Origin of the sequence: Paraburkholderia pallida, from assembly GCF_004524855.1 — a bacterium.
In the GTDB taxonomy this organism is placed as follows: domain Bacteria; phylum Pseudomonadota; class Gammaproteobacteria; order Burkholderiales; family Burkholderiaceae; genus Paraburkholderia; species Paraburkholderia oxyphila.
On the sequence record NZ_CP038150.1, the window covers coordinates 1592513 to 1608710 of the forward strand.

12 protein-coding genes are annotated in these 16198 nt (G+C 63.0%); 6 read left to right on the plus strand and 6 right to left on the minus strand.

Annotation, left to right across the window (positions count from 1 at the left end; genetic code table 11):
* Positions 1 to 2 precede the first annotated feature (2 nt).
* The 3 genes from E1956_RS33570 to E1956_RS33580 all read left to right on the plus strand — a co-directional run bounded on the left by E1956_RS33570 (position 3) and on the right by E1956_RS33580 (position 2966).
* On the plus strand, positions 3 to 989 hold the full coding sequence (locus E1956_RS33570; RefSeq protein WP_134757299.1) for a 2Fe-2S iron-sulfur cluster-binding protein: 987 nt from the start codon (positions 3 to 5) through the stop codon (positions 987 to 989).
* 125 nt (positions 990 to 1114) lie between these two features.
* Entirely contained in the window at positions 1115 to 1777 is a 663-nt protein-coding gene (locus E1956_RS33575) for an SDR family oxidoreductase (RefSeq protein WP_134757301.1), read from the plus strand.
* A gap of 190 nt (positions 1778 to 1967) precedes the next feature.
* Positions 1968 to 2966, plus strand: coding sequence for an ABC transporter substrate-binding protein (locus tag E1956_RS33580; protein WP_134757303.1), 999 nt, complete (start codon positions 1968 to 1970; stop codon positions 2964 to 2966).
* A gap of 902 nt (positions 2967 to 3868) precedes the next feature.
* Here the strand turns inward: E1956_RS33580 and E1956_RS33585 are convergent.
* Positions 3869 to 4741, minus strand: coding sequence for a 4Fe-4S dicluster domain-containing protein (locus E1956_RS33585; RefSeq protein WP_134757305.1), 873 nt, complete (start codon positions 4739 to 4741; stop codon positions 3869 to 3871).
* Positions 4711 to 7668 carry a molybdopterin-dependent oxidoreductase gene (locus tag E1956_RS33590; protein WP_134757308.1) on the minus strand — a complete coding sequence of 986 codons (2958 nt, stop codon included), beginning with the start codon at positions 7666 to 7668 and terminating at the stop codon, positions 4711 to 4713. The genes E1956_RS33585 and E1956_RS33590 overlap by 31 nt, the downstream gene beginning before the upstream one ends.
* Before the next feature lie 330 nt (positions 7669 to 7998).
* On the opposite strand from E1956_RS33590, the gene E1956_RS33595 reads away from it, so the two are divergent.
* The 3 genes from E1956_RS33595 (at position 7999) to E1956_RS33605 (ending at position 10965) form a co-directional block, all read left to right on the plus strand.
* Positions 7999 to 8574 carry a MarR family winged helix-turn-helix transcriptional regulator gene (locus E1956_RS33595; RefSeq protein ID WP_134757310.1) on the plus strand — a complete coding sequence of 192 codons (576 nt, stop codon included), beginning with the start codon at positions 7999 to 8001 and terminating at the stop codon, positions 8572 to 8574.
* A 161-nt stretch (positions 8575 to 8735) separates the two neighbouring features.
* Positions 8736 to 9782, plus strand: a complete 1047-nt coding sequence (locus E1956_RS33600; protein WP_134757312.1) for a homogentisate 1,2-dioxygenase — start codon at positions 8736 to 8738, stop codon at positions 9780 to 9782.
* Positions 9783 to 9864: 82 nt separating this feature from the next.
* Positions 9865 to 10965 (plus strand): Gfo/Idh/MocA family protein, encoded by a 1101-nt coding sequence (locus E1956_RS33605; RefSeq protein WP_134757314.1) that lies wholly within the window; start codon positions 9865 to 9867, stop codon positions 10963 to 10965.
* A 46-nt stretch (positions 10966 to 11011) separates the two neighbouring features.
* Here E1956_RS33605 and E1956_RS33610 read toward each other — a convergent pair whose 3' ends face one another.
* The 4 genes from E1956_RS33610 to E1956_RS33625 form a co-directional block, all read right to left on the minus strand.
* Positions 11012 to 12097, minus strand: coding sequence for a porin (locus tag E1956_RS33610; RefSeq protein WP_134757315.1), 1086 nt, complete (start codon positions 12095 to 12097; stop codon positions 11012 to 11014).
* Positions 12098 to 12181: 84 nt separating this feature from the next.
* A complete protein-coding gene (locus E1956_RS33615) occupies positions 12182 to 13375 on the minus strand; it encodes an FAD-dependent oxidoreductase (RefSeq protein ID WP_167760198.1) in 1194 nt (397 codons plus the stop codon).
* Between the two features lie 40 nt (positions 13376 to 13415).
* The gene (locus E1956_RS33620) at positions 13416 to 14945 is read right to left on the minus strand and encodes an aldehyde dehydrogenase family protein (protein ID WP_197732938.1); all 1530 of its coding nucleotides are present in this window, start codon (positions 14943 to 14945) and stop codon (positions 13416 to 13418) included.
* Between the two features lie 84 nt (positions 14946 to 15029).
* Positions 15030 to 16136: an NAD(P)-dependent alcohol dehydrogenase gene (locus E1956_RS33625; RefSeq protein WP_134757320.1), complete on the minus strand. Its 1107-nt coding sequence runs from the start codon at positions 16134 to 16136 to the stop codon at positions 15030 to 15032.
* Between the last annotated feature and the right edge of the window lie 62 nt (positions 16137 to 16198).

Sequence of the window (16198 nt, forward strand, 5' to 3'; positions counted from 1 at the left end):
TCGTGGACTTTCGCATTTCCGTCGCCGAGAGCGACATAACGTTTCCCTGCGCGGACGGTGAAACCGTGCTCGACGCGGCCGAGCGCGCCGGCTATGCGGTGCCGTACTCGTGCCGCAAGGGCGTTTGCGCCTCCTGCGAGGGACGCCTCGTGGCGGGCGAGGGGCGCTCGCCGGTGCAGGGCGCCGTGGCCGCGCCCGCCGAGCGCGCGTTGCTGTGCTGCCTGCGGCCCGACACGGACCTGACGATCGCGCCGCGTCGCATCGAGAAGCGCGACCCCATCACGCGCAAGACGCTCGAAGCTGCCGTATACCGCATCACGCAGCCAGCCAGCGACGTCAGCGTCTTGCAATTGCGGCTGCCCACGGGCGTGCGCGCGAAGTTCGGCGCCGGCCAGTATCTGCAGGTCGAGCTGGAGGACGGCACGCGGCGCAACTACTCGATGGCGAACGCGCCGCACGAAAACGACAGCGTGCAGCTGCACGTGCGCCACGTGCCCGGCGGCCGTTTTTCGGAAGCCGTGCTGGGCCGCCTTGTGAAGGGCGACCGGCTGCGCATCGAACTGCCGTTCGGCGAGTTCATGCTGCGCGAAGGATCGGACAAGCCTGCCGTGTTGCTCGCGACCGGCACGGGGTTCGCGCCGGTGAAGTCGATTGTCGAGGATGCCATCAAGCGCAAGCTCGAACGGCCGTTGCATCTGTACTGGGGCGCGCGCTGCGCCGAAGACCTCTACCTCGCGGCGCTCGCGCAGAAATGGCATGACAGCGGCCGCGTGAAGTTCGTGCCGGTGCTCTCCGAAGCCGACGAGGCATGGACGGGCCGGCGCGGCTTCGTGCACGAGGCGGTGCTCGAAGACTTCGGCTCGCTGGCGGGATATGAGGTGTACGCATGCGGCAACCCTTCGATGACGACCGCCGCGCGCGAAACCTTCGTGAAGGCCGGCTTGCCGGAAGACGACTTTTTCAGCGATGCGTTCGTGCATACGGGCTGATGCACCTGCATCGGTGTACTTGATCCCCTAACCCCTGACGTTCCCACATTTTGCGTTGAAGCCATGGCCGGAAGCTGGGCCGGAGTTTTGACAAGAATTTCCCATATTTAACAGGATACCTAACAGTGAAAACATTTCTCAGTATCGGATCTGGTCCCGGCATCGGAATCGCGACGGCCGGGCGTTTTGCGCGCGAAGGCTTTCGTGTGGTTCTAACCTCGCGCAATCCCGGGCAGCTTGCCGAAAGGGCCAAGCAACTGTCCGACGAGGGCTACACCGTCAGCACCAGGACGGTCGACGCCGGGAATCTGGAGAGCGTGCTTCAGCTCGTGCGCGAGACGGAAGCGGAGTTCGGCGCAATCGACGTGCTGCATTTCAATGCGGCGTCCATGCATGGGGATTCGATCGAAACGCAGCCGGTGGAAACCTTCGTGCCCGATCTGACTGTGAATATCGGTGCCGCGCTCGTTGCCACGCAAGCGGCTTCGCGAGGCATGCTGGCGCGCGGCAGCGGCACGATCCTGCTGACGGGCGGCGCGCTGGCAACGCACCCGCATCCCGACTACCTGCTGCTTGGCATTGGCAAGGCGGCGATTCAAAACTTGACGCATGCGGTTTTCGACAGCTTCAAGGAGCGTGGCGTACACGTTGGTTCCGTCAACGTGGCGACATTCGTTGCGGCCGACTCGCCCGAAGCGCGCGGCGTCGCTCAGGCGTTCTGGGAGTTGTATGCGCAGCCGCGCGAAAGCTGGACGCCGGAGCTTGTCTATCCGGCGCAATCCGTCTGAACGAACGTAGTCATTCAACTGAGGTATTGGCCCGCCGGTCAGTGATGTCATGGCCCTTGACTTGAGTAATCCATAGTAGGATCATGCGATATAGGATGAAATCGCCGTGATCTGATCAGGTTCCCAGCCTGCGTGGCTGGCGCGTGCCAACGCTTTCGTTTCTATCGTTTAGCAACAAGGAGAAGAGGTAATGGGAAATCACAAACTTCGGCTGTCGATAGCCGTTGGGAATTACGACCGCATGCGGCCGCTTGTCGATGGGGATGTTCAGGTCGACGGCGTCGATCCGGTGTTCATGCTGCAGGAACCCGAGGAGATTTTCTTTCGCGCGTTTCGGCACGCTGACTATGACATTTGCGAACTGTCGTTGAGCAGCTATTCGGTGAAGGTGGCTGCGGGCACGTCGCCGTATACGGCTGTGCCGGTCTTTCCGTCGCGGGCGTTCCGGCATACGTCGATCTACGTGCGTGCGGACCGGGGGATCGAGAAGCCGGAGGACCTGAAGGGCAAGCGCATTGGGGTGCCTGAGTATCAGCTTACCGCCAATGTCTGGGTTCGGATGCTGCTCGAGGAAGAGTATGGGGTGAAGGCGTCGGATGTGACGTGGGTGCGGGGTGGTTATGAAGATCCGACTCGGGTCGAGAAAATCTCGTTGAACTTGCCCGACGATATCAAGGTGGAAGACGCGCCTGAAGGTGAGACCATTTCCAGCCTGCTGGCGGCTGGGAAGATCGATGCTGTTATTGGGCCGCGTGCGCCGTCGTGTTTTGATCAGGGGCATCCGCAGGTTCGCTATCTCTTTGAGGATCCGCATAAGACTGCGGCGGAGTGGTATTCGCGGACCAAGCTGTTTCCGATTATGCATACGCTTGGGGTCAGGAAGGCGCTTGCGGATGAACATCCTTGGCTGCCTGGGGCGCTCGTTAAGGCGTTTGAGAAGTCGAAGGCGCTTGCGCTTGCGCGGCTTAGTGAGACTGGTGCTACTAAGGTGACGCTGCCGTTTGTTGAGGATCAGCTGCGCGCTGCGCGGAAATTGATGGGGTTTGATTTTTGGCCTTACGGCTTCAAAGAGAATGAGAAAACCGTTGATCGGTTTCTTGAGCGGCATTATCAGGAAGGGCTTTCTAGTCGACGGTTGCAGCCGCATGAGCTGTTTCATCCTGCTAGTCTTGAGAGTTTTAAGATTTGAATTGGGGCGCCGCGAGTGTCGGCGCTTTCGCGCGGTGGCCTTAACTTGTATTCGCGGCGGGCCGCAAGCGTTGCCCCTGTGCGGGGCGGCACCTACTTTTCTTTGCCGCGGCAAAGAAAAGTAGGCAAAAGAAAGCCGCTCAAACCGCCAGTGTGACGCAGTTCACCACTGCCCTTTTTATCGGAGCGGCTCCGGAGCGTCTGTCGCCACGCGGCGTATAGCGGAGTGACTAAGGGCTCATCGATCCGGCGGCGCTCCGCGCGCCGTGGGGCATAGTCAAAACCAGTGGGACGTACACGCGTTTGTCGCGCTCAAATATATTCGCTCAGCGGCCCGCCCACACATTCGCCAGCCAGCACGCCCATGCATTCACCGGTTAGCACCCTAATGCATCCGCCGGTTGGCATCCCAACGCATCCACCGGTTGGCACCCCAATGCATCCACCGGTTGGCATCCCAACGCATTCACCGGTTGGCACTCCAACGCATCCACCGTTTAGCACCTCAACGCATTCACCAGTTAGCACCGCAGCGCATTTACCTGTCAGCTTCGCCGCGGATTTAACGGGCGGCACTCGTAACGAATTCGCCGACCTGCTCGCCCGGTTTTCCTTGCATACCCTTCCGCCCGCGCGTAGCGCGTGGCGGGAAGGATGAGCCCTTTGTCACAAACGCGGAGTGTGCGAGGAGACGGATGCCCCGGAGCCGCTCCGATAAGAAGGGCCGTGGTGGACGGCGTCACACTAGCGGTGTGAGCCGCTTTCTTTTGCCTACTTTTCTTTGCGGCTGCAAAGAAAAGTAGGTGCCGCCCCGCACAGGGGCAACGCTTGCGGTCCGCCGCGAAAACAAGTTAAGGCCAACGCGCGAAAGCGCAAAAAACGCAAAACGCCGCAACGCTGCCATTAACAAACCAGCGTCCCAAGGTTCACGCTCCCCGAGCGCTCCCGTTCAACGAGAACCTTCTCACCGCCATCCTTCCTGACCCGAACAGCGATCATGGAGGCCGCCGCCTTCAACCCACTAAACCGAAAGTCCCCAAAATGATCGGTCCGAACAACACGCTCGCTGCCATCGTCAGAATCAACCAAAACAACTTCGACATCCTCAAGATTCCGCAACTTCCCGCCACCCAGATCCTCACAAACATTGCCCGCCACCAGATGACTTAAAGCCTCCTCCAGATTCTTATAAAAAACCCGCGGCTTAGTCCCGAAATCAGCCCGAATAACCGACAGCTTCTCCTTCTCCACCATCTCCGCCAACTGAGCATCCGCGACATTCACCGCCCGAATCGCCTTGGTCGGACAAGCCTGCGCGCAACGCGGCTCTTTCCACCCCGCATCGAGCAAATGCGCATCGAAATTCCAGTTCTGCGGAACCTGCTCCTGCTCGTTCCACTCGATCATCCCGTAAGGACAGGTCCCAACCAGATCGCGCCGCCCATGCGCCTTAACCGGATCAATCACAACAACCCCATCCGCACGCTTGTAAATCGCCCCATCCGATGCCGCCTTGACACAAGGCGCGTTATCACAGTGATTGCAAGTCTTCGGTATATAGGTGACATCGACGAGCGAACCCTCTCCGCGAACGTGACGCTCGATCCGGATCGTCTCCAGCCCTTCCGGCGGCTGAGGTGCGGCATACCCAGGAAACGCATTGCCGCTGTACTCGTCCTTGGTCGCAAGAACGCAGTTTCTGCAGTTGATGCAGAGCGATACATCAACAACCAGCGCCCAGCCGTTCACGCTGCTTTCTCGAGTTTCGCGTCCCATTTCTCCACCTCCACCCAGCAAGTATTAGGCATGATCCCGTCCGCGGTCGGACTCATTTTTCCACCCGGCGTCAGCAGATTGAGACAGCCGCCGCGATCCACCAGGCCCACCGATGTCTCGATCAAGTCGAGCTCGGCACACGATTCGTTGCCGCGTGTGACCCCCGCCTTGACGAGCTGGGATACGTCCACGGCACAGATGACCGACGCCTGCGCGTTGTAGACCCGAACCAGGTCGCCACGCTGGATGCCTCGCGCTTGCGCATCCTGCGCGCTCATGCGCAAGACCCAGTAGCGATAGCCGCCAACGTTCATCCGGTGCTCGTCGATCGTGCTCACGTGACTGTTCTTCCCGTCCGCGTGCGTATGGAAGCTGTAGACCGGATGGTTGGTCACGAGCTGCAGCGGAAACGGCTGTTTCGTGGCGCTCGCGCGGTTGATGTAGCGGTTGACCGCCGGCCGTGCGGGATCGACTTGCTCGATGCGGCGCAGGCTCGACGGCACGAACTCGAACTTCCCCGACTGCGTCGGCAATCCGTCGCCGAAGCCGGTCGAATACGTGCCGGGTAGCGGATTCGCTTCAGGCAGATCCTTCGGCCGGCCTTGCGCAAACCAGCGCATGTCGACAGGCGGCTGGTCGTCGTCCTTCGGCGGCGGCACGACGTGATAGCCCTTTTGCAGGAACTTCTTCCACGTGGTCTGCTTGGGCAGGTCGGTGGAATTGAACATCCGCTCGCACCAGGCCAGTTCCGAGCAACCGCCTTCCGAGAACATGCCGCCGTAGCCGAGCCGCGACATGATATCCAGGAAGATCTGGTAGTCCGACTTCGATTCGCCGAGCGGCTCGATGCACTTGTGCTGCATGATCACCATGCGGTGGTTGAGCTGCGTCTGCGCATGCTGGATGTAGCCGCCGCAATTGGCCCATTCGGAAATGTCGTCGCGTTCGAGCGCGGTGCACGCGGGCAGGATGATGTCGGCAAACTGCGCTTCGTTCTCCATCCAGATCGACTGGTTGACGATGAATTCGAGCGATGAATGCCGATACGCTTCTACGAGCCGGTTCGATCCCGGTGTGGTGCCGAACGACGACGAGCCGTAGCGGTACAGCATGTGGATGCGCGAAAGGCCCGGCTTCGGATACGTGTATTCGGCAAACTGTCCTTCGATCGAAAAGCCATCCCACGCGTAGCCTTCCGAGTGTCCCTCCACGATGGCTTCGGCCAGGCGTTGCCGGGGGACGGCCTGCTTCACCGGGTTGATCGTGATGATGTGAGGCATGCGGCAGTAATTGTTGGCCGCGCTCGCCGTGTTGTTCAGATCGCCCGAGATGCCGCCCTCGGCGTAGCCGGGGAAGTAGAAGTTGAGGTCCTGCGGTGCGCCAATCTGCAGGTTGCCGAAGTTGATCCCCGGCTTCCCCCAGCCCTGCATGGCCATCATCATGACGACGCTGCGCGCCCATTGCGCGCCTGTCTCCGTGCGGCATGCGCCGCCAAAGCCCGCGCCGAGGCCGCCCGCCGCGAGATACGTCTTCTTCGACGCCCACAGGCGCGCCAGGCTGCGCACGTCTTTGGCGGGCACGCCGGTCTCCGCTTCCTGCCACTCCGGCGTTTTCGGTATGCCGTCTTCTTTGCCGAGGACGTACGCGCTCCATTCGTCGAAGCCCGTCGAATTCGATGCCACGTACTCCTTATCGTAGCTATCGTCGATCATCCATTCGTGCATGATGGCGATCGCGAGCGCCGAGTCGGTGCCGGGTTTGATCGGCAGCCACTTCCCGCCGAGGAACTGGGCGGAATGCGTCAGATAGGGATCGATATGCACGAACTCGATGCCGAGTTGCTTGGCCCACAGCCGCCGCTCGGTGCCTTCGAATCCGCCATAGACTCCGCTGGTCGATTCGGGATCGCTCGACCAGAACACGATGACCTCGGCATGCTGAAGGCAATCCTCGGTCGTGCCGTAGAAGCTCGGCGTGCCCAGGCGCAGGCTGTTGCCGTAGTGATGCATGGCCCCCCAGTACCAGCCTTCCCAGCTGATCGGGCTCGGTTCGATGCGGGTAAAGCCGATCAGGTTGCCGAAGCGCAGCATCGCGCTCAGGTAGTAGTTGATGTTCCCCCACTGGTGGTGCGCGCCCGTGACCATGCCGATGGCGCCGGGGCCATAGTCCTGCTTCATGCGGCGGATTTCGCCGGCCACGATGTCGAGCGCTTCGTCCCAGCTGATGCGCTCGTAGCCCGAGATCCCGCGATTCTGCGGATTGCGCTCGCCATGGGGATCGAAGTCGACGCGCTTCATCGGATGGAGGATGCGCTTGTCCGAGTACACGAGCGACTTGAGCGAGAGCGCGTGCGGGCTCACCGTCGCGCGCCGTGCCGGCGTAAGCCGGCGGCCTCTCGCCGTGATGCTCCAGCTCGGGCCGTCTTCCTCTTCGAGATCGATGGGCGTGGTGCGGACGATCTTGTCGTCCTTGACGAAGACGAACACGGGCCCGCCATTGGTGAGCGTGGTGTAGCGCGTGGTGCCGTCTTTCATCGGCAGGCCCTTGCGCCACGGTGCCGTCTTCATCGTGTTGACGAGCTGGCCGAACCACACGAGCTTCTGGTCGCTGCCGCCCTGCGTGATCTTGAAGTTCTTCAACGCATCGATCAGGAATGCATGATCGGTCTTCGGCGCGAGCATCTTGTGCGCGGTCGCGACATCCATGAAGACGAGCTCGGCGTCGGGATTGGGGCACACGCCCCAGCGTCCGGTCACGCTGCCGTCCTTGAAATGTAGCTGCCGCGCGAGACTGTTGTCTCTGAGCCGTAGCTGGATGATGCCACTGCCGCCGGCGAGATGCGCGCGCATGGCTGGAAACCGGCGGGCCGCGATGCGCAGGACGGTTGGCATGAGCCAGAGGATAAGTACAAGGATTTTGCGCTGCATGAGATGTCATCCCTGAGCAGAACTGCACTGTGATTGGACGTAACGACTGCACGTCAGGTATCGCTCGATCCACGGCCACGCCGTTGCGCATTGCGCCCCGAAGCGCGCATGCTGCGAGGCAGCACGACGCAACGGTCGATCGCGTTGTATGATCGCGCCTGTAACGGATCATTTGCAGGACAATGATACGTCAAAAAATCAACCTATATCGAATGATGTTATGTAGTATAAATAAAGTCAAGGGTTCCGATGGTGGGGTGTGCCCTGACTACCTGTTCGTTCGCGGCCCGGAAATTTGCCCGGTTTGCCCATACACAGAGGAATGAGGGAATGTCCAAATCGAACTCCGGCGTCGCCCATGCCAGTCTGGATCACGCGCCACCCGGCGAAGCATCTAACGACGCATCCAGCAAGGCATCCAACGTGGCAGCTGCAAAGCTGTCGCCCGAACTATTCGATGAGCGTGGCCGGACGGTGCCGTGGATGGCCAGGACGGTGCGCCGGCTCTATGATGCGCTTGGCCAGAAAATTCTCGATAGGGAAAACCTGGCCATTGCGTATTGGTATTACCTGCGCGTACTGGCCGAGCGCGGCGAGCTGAATCAGCTCGAATTAAGTAAGCGTGTGGGGATTGCCTCCACGACCGCGGTGCCCGCACTCGACAACCTGGAGAAGCGCGGGCTCGTGCAAAGAGTGCGGGATCCTAAAGACCGGCGAAAGTATTACGTCAGCTTGAAGGACGAGGGCAGGCGCCTTGTCGACGACATGTTGCCGGCAATCGCCGAATTGCATTCGACCTCGCTCGACGGCATTGCCGCGCGCGACATGCAGGTGTTCTGGAAAGTCGCGCACCAGATCGAGAAGAACCTGATCGAGATGTCGAGAGACGATGCGGCGCTCGACTGACTTCGCACCGGCCGCATCGGCATAAAACCCTGCCGTGCGGCCAGAGCGTGGCTCGGGGAATTCCCTGGCGCTCTTGACTTGATTTGTTCTACAACACATGATTCGATATGAATCGATAACGTGTGTGCGATGCACAACCTCGAACCCAAGGAGGTGGACAAATGAGTGCCAAGCCACAAGACGCAGGCGCCCCCCCGGTGCAACTCTGGAGCCGTGACGGCTTCCAGGGGGCGCTGTCCGTTGTGACGCGCCAGACCTATGCGCCGGATTATCTTTCCGTGCAGGGGCCGCACGCGCCGCGACGGGCTGTCCTCGAGCGCTTGACGCCCGACGATCAGGACGACCCCGAGGCGCTGCCGACCACCGTGGCGACGTCGAGGCTCGGCGTCAAGCTGCACGTCTCGGGACGGCGCACGCCCATGCCCTACGTGGTGCGCAATGTCGAGGCGGACGAGATTCATTTCATCCAGTCCGGCACGGTCAAGTTCGAAACCGACGTGGGCTGTCTCACCGCCACGGAAGGGGACTTCGTCTGCATTCCCCGCTCCATCGCGTATCGCTATGCGCCCACGGGCGACGCGATGCGCAGCGTCATCGTCGAGAGTCCTTCGGTCCTGAAGCTCGCGCCGCCCGCGCCAAGCGGCCTGCTCAACGTGGCGCGCGATCTGAAGCATGCGGAGGTCGACGCCACGATGCCGGCCGGCGGCCCGACGCGCCTCGTGCTGAAAACCCTCGACCCCGAGAACACGGTCTTTATGCTGCCGCACGATCCGCTTGCGCTTGGCGTGCACTTGTCGGAGTCCGTTCCGGTGTGGAAGCTGAATCTGGCCAATATCCAGGTTCACGCCTATCTGCCGGAAGGCGGTCCGCCCAGCCAGTTTCTGCAATCGGGCACGGGCGACCTGCTGATGTTCAACCTCAGCGCGCGTCCCGGGGGCCGGCCGCCGGTTCACATCAACGCCGACTTCGACGAGCTGATTTGCTACGTGCGCGGCCCCGGCGCGTGGGGCGGGTGCACCGAGCCCGGCACGTTGACCTGTGTGCCCAAGGGGGTCATCCATCACGGGCCATCGGAGGACGTTCCCGAGGGCTATCAGGCCTGGCTGCTGGAAACCCGCGCGACGATGCGCTGGACACCGAAGGCTCTCGCCGTTGCGGAGCTGATGGAGACGGGCCAATACATGCCGCATCCGGGCGCGGGGAAATGACCGGTGTGACCCGCTGTGCCGTGGCCGTGCCTGAAAAGGGCCGCGGCCCGAATAAACATGACTGAATGGTTTCGAGGAAGCAATGAATAAACGTTTTCGAGTGGGTATCGTGGGCGTGAGCACGGCGCGCGGCTGGGGGACGAGCGCGCATCTTCCTGCGTTGCGTGCGCTGTCCGACGTCTACGAAATCGCCGGCGTCGCGAACACGAGTCTCGCGAGCGCCAGGGCGGCAGCCGATGCCTTTGACATTCCCCGCGCGTTCGAGAACGTGGCGGCGCTCGTGGCCTCTCCCGATATCGACGTGGTGGCTGTCACAGTCAAAGTGCCCCACCATCGCGAGGTAGTTGCCGCGGCAATGGCGGCGGGCAAGCATGTCTACTGTGAGTGGCCGCTCGGCAACGGCCTGGCCGAAGCGGTCGAGCTCGCCGAACTGGCGAGGCAGAGCAAGGTGCGGGCCGTGGTGGGGACGCAGGCCACCGCGTCGCCCGAAGTCGAGGTGGTGCGCAAGCTCGTGGCCGATGGATTCGTGGGCGAGGTGTTGTCGTCGACTTACCTCGGATGCGGTCCTACCTGGGGTGATGAAGTCACGCGCGGCGACTCGTACGCGATGGATGCGAGCAATGGCGCCACCTTGCTGAGGATTATCGGCGGGCATGCGCTGGCTGCCGTGCAAAGTGTGCTGGGTCCTGTCGAGGAAGTGGAGGGCGTGATATCGCAGCGCCGCAAGACCGTGCGCGTGGTGGAGACGGGCGAAACGATCCCGATGCGTACCCACGATCATGTGATGGTCAATGCCGTTTTGAAGTCGGGCGCGCCGTTGTCGCTGGAGCTTCGCGGTGGGTTGCCGCGTGGCACGCAGTTGCTGTGGGAGATCAATGGAACGCTGGGTGATTTGCGCATGACTGTGGCACATGGGCAGTATCCCGTCATCAATATCGCGCCGTTGCGTGTGGAGGCGGGCCGCAGGGGCGAACAGGGGTATCGCGAGGTCGAGGTGCCGAAGGCCGATTTCGCGGCGCCGGTCATTGGGCGCAATGTGGCCGCTATCTATCGGCAGATGGCTGAGGACCTGATTCATGGAACTCGTACGGCCCCTGACTTTGATGACGCCGTCGCTCTTCATAAGGTAATTGATGCCATCGAGCGCTCGGATCAGACACGCACGCGGGTGCGAATCGACTAGGCGATGGCGGGACGCGGCTGCTTGTCCCGCCGTCGCCGGAGATCAATCAGAACAGGTGGCGAATGCCCACCGCGGTGGCGAAGGTTGTCCCCGCCACGCCGAACAATGCGCCGTTCGTCGACAGCCCGGTGTCCATCTTGCCGTGGTTGTCGACGTACCCGAATTGGCCGTAAAGCAGCGTCGCCTTCGACAAGCTATACGTCAAACCGGTGGCGGCCAAAATCGAGTGGTTGTTCGTATCGTTGCCGTCGCTCGTGTACCAGACACCCGCATCGACGGTCGTTACCGGCGTGAACCGGTAGCTCAAGCCGCCGCCGTACACGCGGTTATCGAACGATCCCGCCACCTTCAGATTGATGAACACGGCCTTCACGGTCAGCGCATCGTACTGATAGCTCGCGCCGATCGTGCGGCCCGTGAACGCCACGGTGCTCGGTATGGGTGTGGTCGCGGCGGTGCCGCCCGCGTTGCCGTCGTACATCGAGGCGGTGATCAGCAACGGGCCGTATGTGTAGTCGACGCTCGCCGAATACTGGCGGCCCGCCTGGAAATTGCCGGCGATGCCGCCCAGTGCGAGCAGCGCGCTGCCCTGGAAGCCCGCGATTCTCGGGCTCGTGTACGAGATCGAGTTCGAATTGAATGCGCCGGTGACGAATACGGCGCCGGTGTAGATCGGCACGCCGCTGCCGAAGTAGGACGCGCCGCGCGGATCCGACGCGATCAGCGAGAGCACGAACGGCGATAGCTGCACGCCGCCCTTGACGGTGCCGAAGCGGCTATCGATCCCCACCCACGCCTGGCGGCCGAACAGGTTGCCGTTCGAATCGTTGAGGCCGCCGTTGGTCATGTCGATGCCGCTTTCGAGCGCGAAGATTGCCTTCATGCCACCGCCGAGATCCTCGTTGCCTTTGAGCCCGAACAGCGACGGTGTCAGGCCGCCGGTGAGCAGCGAGAACTGATGGCCGGCGTTCTGACCGGTGGTCGGGTTGAGCGTCTTGCTCGTATAGAGAATGCCGCTGTCCACGACGCCGTAGAGCGTGACGTTGCTTTGCGCGTGCGCCGAGAGGCCGACGCTGCCGAGCAGCGTGCCGGCGACGATTGGAAGGCGCTTGCGGAAACGATTCTTGATCATCAGGTATCCTTATTGTTTGAGTCATACCACGGTCTTGCGCATGCCGCATCAGCAATCGGCGATCGGCGTCGTGCCCTGTTGAGGTCAGCTTCGGCTGCGTTCGATCTCCGAGATCGCGGCGGCGTCGGCATCGTGCTCGAGGATCCATCGGACTTCCTTCGTCCAGGCGCTCATCGTCGCGTCGCGCTGCGCCGCATCGCTGAAGTCGGTGCGATAGAACTGGCCCGCCTGCCGGGCAACGGCCTGGACGCGAGTGGTGCGCTCACGCCGCAGGCGCTCGTAGCTCGCGAGGCGCCCGGACAGGGTGTCGGCGGATGCGCCTTTGAGCACGATACCAAGCGTGTATGCGTCTTCGATCGCCTGACCGGCGCCTTGACCGAGATGAGGAACCATCGGATGCGCGGCATCGCCCATCAGCGTCACCCGCTGGCTAGTCCAGCGCGGCAGCGACGGCCGATCGTAAATGCCCCAGACGTAGGTCTCGGTGAGCGCGGCGATTGTCTGCCCGACACGCTCATCCCAGCCGCGATACTCCTGCGCGAGGGCACCAAGATCGCCAAGCGCCGACCACGACTCCGCGGAATCACGGTCCGTCGGCACAAACGCGACCATGTTGATCATCGTGCCCGCCGAAACCGGATAGCAGAGGAAGCTGCGCCCGGCGCCCATCCACAGGTACAGGCCTTGGGCATCGCTTGCCCACGGGAGCTTCTCCACGGGCACGAGGCCCCGATAGGCCATCACACCCTCGCTGGTGGCCGCCACGTCGAGTCCGATGCGCTGGCGCACGACGGAGCGAATGCCGTCGGCCCCGATCACGAGATCGCAGGTCACGCGCGCGCCGTTCTCGAACGTGAGCGTCACGCCGTCATCGTCCTCGATCAGGCCGGTGCAACGGTGGCCGAGCCGGAAGTTCGACGCGGGCACGGCACGCGCCAGGATGTCGAGGAACTCCGCGCGGTGGACGTTGTAGCCCTGGCCGGCATCGGATAACGGCACGCCGTCGCGCGCACCGCCAGTCTCGATCGGCGCGCCGGCGGCGCTCATCAGCCGGACGCCTGCGGTCGGCGAGCCGATCTTGCGCAGCGCGTCGCCGAAGCCCAGCTTCTCGAGCAGCCGCGTCGCGTTCGGATGCAGCGTCACGCCCGCGCCGATTTCCCTGAACGCGTCGGCCTGTTCATAGACGCACACGTCGTGTCCCGATTCCCGCAGCGCCGCGGCGGTCACCAGCCCGGCGATCCCGCCGCCTACGATTGCAATGCTCAATGTGTCTTTCATGTCATACCTCATATGTTCTCTTTGCCTGCGCGTCGTCGCGTCATGCCGAAGGGGTGGGCGGCGCGAACAATCCGAGCGGACCTTCCGCCAGGTTCAAGACGACGCTCTTTAGTTGCGTGTAGTGGGACAACGTCTCATGCGTGTTCTCGCGCCCGAAGCCGCTTTGCTTGACACCGCCAAGCGCCATTCCCGGCCGCGTGTTGTAGTAGCGGTTGACCCACACGGTGCCCGTTTCGAGCGCGCGGGCAATCCGGTGAGCGCGGTTCAGATCGCGTGTCCACACGCCGCCTGCGAGGCCGTAGAGGCTGTCATTCGCGGCGCCGATCATGTCGGCTTCGTCGTCCCAATCGATCACTGTGGTGACGGGGCCGAAGATTTCATCGCGGAAGATCGTCATCTCGCGCTGCACGCCGGTGAACAGCGTCGGCTCGATGAAGAGGCCGTTGGCGAGGCCGGGGACGCTTGCGCGGCCGCCTCCGAAGGCCACCTGCGCGCCTTCGCGCTTGCCGGCCTCGATGTAGCCCATCACGCGGTCGAACTGCACCTCCGACGACACGGCGCCAATCTGCGTCGCCGGGTCCAGCGGGTTGCCGTAGCGGATGCGCGCGAGCAGCGCGGTCACTTTCTCGAGCAGCGCATCGCGCACCTTGCGATGCACGAACACGCGGCTGCCGGCGAGACAGACCTCGCCCTTGTTCAGCACGGTCGACATCACGACGGATTCGGCGGCGGCGTCCAGATCGGCATCGTCGCAAACGATATTGGCTGACTTGCCGCCCAACTCCATCGTCTGCGGAATGATGGACTGGCTCGCATATTCGATGATCTTCTGGGCGGTCGCGCGGGAGCCGGTGAAGGACACCTTGCGCACGTCCGGGTGCGTGACGAGACGCTCGCCCACGTCGCGCCCATAACCGGTCACAACATTGACGACGCCGGCCGGCAAGACATCCTTCAATTCCTCGGCGAGCGCCATCACGGAGAGGCAGACGGTCTCGGCGGGCTTGAGCACGACCGTGCAGCCCGCGGCCAGCGCGGGGGCGAGCTTGATGGCCGCCATCAGCAGCGCGACGTTCCACGGAATGATCTGCGCGACCACGCCAATCGGTTCGCGATGCGTGAGCGCGATGCTGCCGGGGAAGTCGAGCACCTCGCCGCGCAGATGCGTGAGGCCCGCGTAGAACTCGAATTGCTCGATGGCGTTTTGAACGTCGAGCAAGCCTTCGATAAGCGTCTTGCCGTTGTTCAGCGACTCCATGACCGCGAATTCGGCCTGGCGCTTGCGCAGCCGGGCCGCGATTTCGAGCAGGAGCCGCTGGCGTTCGAGCGGCTCGGTGCGCGACCACGCCGGAAAGGCGGCCTTCGCCGCGCGAACGGCCCGATCGACGTCGAGCGCATTGCCGGCCTGGATCTTGCCGACGACTTCGCGTGTCGCGGGGTTATGTAACTCGATCAACTGCCCGCTGTCGCCGCCGACCCATTCGTTGCCGATCAGGTGTCCGTAGACACGGCCGTGGTCGATCTGCGCGGCAATGGCCTTGCTTTGCTCAAAAGACGGTGGAATGAACAATTTTTTCTCCTCGATTACTGAATCAATAAATCAATAGTCCTGATGGTTTCTCATGCGAGCAGATGCGCCGCTAGCGATGGCCCGCTATGCCGCGAACCGGATCACGGGCTTGATGGTGTCCCCTCGGGCGACGTCGGCGAACGCCTCGTTGATCTCCGACGGTTCGTAGAAGCGAATCAGCTTGTCGATCGGAAACGCGCCGGCGCGGTAGAACTCGATGAGACGCGGGATGAAGTCCTGAGGCGTGGCGTCGCCCTGGATGATCCCTTGCAGGCTTTGCCCGGCGCTCAGGCGCGACGCGTCGAGCAGCGCGCCCGCAGCGGGGCTGAAGAAGACGAAGCCGAATTTCCCCATGATCGCGAGCGCGGCCACGCCGGCTTCGAGGCTCTCCTTGCGCCCGCTCGTGTCGAGCACGAAATCGACGCCGCGCGGCGTGACGCTGCGGATCTCGGCGGCCACGTCCGCCGATCGGGCGTTGATCGTGACATGGGCGCCCAGCTCGCGCGCGAGCTGCAGCCGCTCCTCGTTGACGTCGATGGCGATGATCGTGCTGGCGCGCGCGATCTTGCTCGCCATGATCGCCGCGAGCCCGACGGCGCCAACGCCGAAGACCGCGATCGATGCGCCTTCTGGGACGTCGAGCGTGTGCAGCACGGCGGCCGCGCCGGTCTGAAAGCCGCAGCCGAGCGGAGCGAGCACGGCGAGCGGCAGGTCGCGCGGGACCTTCACGACATTGCGCTCGTTCGCGAGGCTGAAGGTGGCGAACGACGACTGGCCGAAGAAGCGACCGCGGATCGGGGTGCCGTCGGCATCGGCGAGTCCCGGCGTGCCGTCGGCGCGGGTGCCCGCGAAGTTCATCTGCACGAGGTGGTCGCAGTAGGCCGGGTGCCCGGTGCCGCAGGCGTCGCAATGGCCGCACGAGTTGAACGACAGCACGACGTGATCGCCCGGCGCGACCGACGTCACCGCGCTGCCGACGCGTTCGACCACGCCCGCGCCCTCATGGCCGAGCACGGCCGGCAATTGGATCGGCATCAGCTGGTCGCGGAAATGCGCGTCGGTCTGGCAGATCCCGCTGGCGGCCATCCTGACGAGCACCTCGTCGGGGCGCGGGTCGTCGAGCACCAGATTCTCGAGCGTGAAGGAGCCATGCGGTTCCCGGAGGACGGCCGCGGACGTTTGGGTGGTCATGTCGATTTCCTGTCAGGTTAGGGGAAGCGCGAACAACAGCGCCAACGGTCCGGCCCCGCATT

Bases quoted from the DNA above. Each gene is read 5' to 3' on its own strand.
- E1956_RS33590 (WP_134757308.1), bottom strand. From the start codon at position 7,668: ATGCAGCGCAAAATCCTTGTACTTATCCTCTGGCTCATGCCAACCGTC.
- E1956_RS33605 (WP_134757314.1), top strand. From the start codon at position 9,865: ATGAATAAACGTTTTCGAGTGGGTATCGTGGGCGTGAGCACGGCGCGC.
- E1956_RS33585 (WP_134757305.1), bottom strand. From the start codon at position 4,741: ATGGGACGCGAAACTCGAGAAAGCAGCGTGAACGGCTGGGCGCTGGTT.
- E1956_RS33610 (WP_134757315.1), bottom strand. From the start codon at position 12,097: ATGATCAAGAATCGTTTCCGCAAGCGCCTTCCAATCGTCGCCGGCACG.
- E1956_RS33615 (WP_167760198.1), bottom strand. From the start codon at position 13,375: ATGAAAGACACATTGAGCATTGCAATCGTAGGCGGCGGGATCGCCGGG.
- E1956_RS33625 (WP_134757320.1), bottom strand. From the start codon at position 16,136: ATGACCACCCAAACGTCCGCGGCCGTCCTCCGGGAACCGCATGGCTCC.
- E1956_RS33600 (WP_134757312.1), top strand. From the start codon at position 8,736: ATGAGTGCCAAGCCACAAGACGCAGGCGCCCCCCCGGTGCAACTCTGG.
- E1956_RS33580 (WP_134757303.1), top strand. From the start codon at position 1,968: ATGGGAAATCACAAACTTCGGCTGTCGATAGCCGTTGGGAATTACGAC.
- E1956_RS33595 (WP_134757310.1), top strand. From the start codon at position 7,999: ATGTCCAAATCGAACTCCGGCGTCGCCCATGCCAGTCTGGATCACGCG.